Source organism: Mesorhizobium sp. M7A.F.Ca.CA.002.05.1.1, from assembly GCF_003998335.1.
GTDB lineage: Bacteria > Pseudomonadota > Alphaproteobacteria > Rhizobiales > Rhizobiaceae > Mesorhizobium.
This window is the reverse complement of record NZ_RZQI01001406.1, coordinates 1-932: the sequence shown is the minus strand read 5'-3', so window position 1 is coordinate 932 and position 932 is coordinate 1. Positions and strand designations below refer to the sequence as shown.

Annotated in this window: 1 protein-coding gene and 1 pseudogene; one reads left to right on the top strand and one right to left on the bottom strand. The window is 66.8% G+C overall.

Going from position 1 to position 932, the window contains the following annotated elements; genetic code table 11:
- Positions 1-215, bottom strand: a pseudogene (locus tag EN939_RS35935) (LysE family translocator); the annotation flags it as partial.
- A gap of 98 nt (positions 216-313) precedes the next feature.
- On the opposite strand from EN939_RS35935, the gene EN939_RS35930 reads away from it, so the two are divergent.
- A partial coding sequence (locus EN939_RS35930) for a LysR family transcriptional regulator (RefSeq protein ID WP_127272026.1) occupies positions 314-932 on the top strand: 619 nt, incomplete at its 3' end.

The window sequence follows — 932 nt, the reverse complement described above, 5'->3', positions numbered from 1 at the left end:
AGTTGCAGCGAAGGCACGGCAAGCAGCAGACCGGCAAGCCCGGCGGCAGCGGCACCCGTGACGGTGGCGAGGCCGGCGGCGCTGCCGACCAGCAGGGGCACGGAACGGCGAAAGCCGAACTGCGCGCCGGACGCCGTAGACAGGGTCGTGGCGATGCCGGGCGTGGTGGTGGCGACGATGGCAAAAAGGATGAGCGGGAGAATGGGCTCGAGCATGCGGCGTCCTCTGTCAGAGGGCTGCGATCGTAGCTGCGTGCGAACTTCAGTAAATGCAATGTTTGCTATGGTCAGCATTAGGATAGATAATGCCACCCATGATCCGAAATCTCGACATGGCGCTGATCCGCACCTTCATCACCGTCGCCGACAAGGCCAGCATGACGGCGGCGGCCAATGCGCTGCACCTGACGCAGGGTGCTGTCAGCCAGCAGGTCAAGCGGCTGGAGGAGGCGCTCGGCTCCAGCCTGTTTACGCGCGACCGGCGCGGCTTGCGGCTGACGCGCGCCGGTGAACAGCTGTTCGGCAGGGGCAAGCGGTTGCTGGCCTTGAATGACGAGATCTGGGCCGAGATGGCTGGGACTTTGGTGGCCGGCCAGGTGCGGCTCGGCGTGCCCTACGACCTTGTCGGCACCTTGCTGGCGCCGGTGCTGAAGACCTATGCCGAGACCTATCCGCAGATCGAGATATCGCTGGTCTGCGCCTCGTCGCCGGAACTGACGGCTGCCCTTGCGGCCGGGACCATCGACCTTGCGGTGATCGAGGAACGCGTCGGCCCGTCGGCCGGTGAGTGCCTTGCCATCGACCGGCTGGTCTGGGTCGGTGCCAAGGGCGGCATTGCCCGCGCCAAGCGGCCGCTGCCGGTCTCGATCGTCGCCGATACCTGCGCCTTCCGTCCGGCGGTGCTGGCGGCGCTCGGTGAGCATGGGCTGGAGT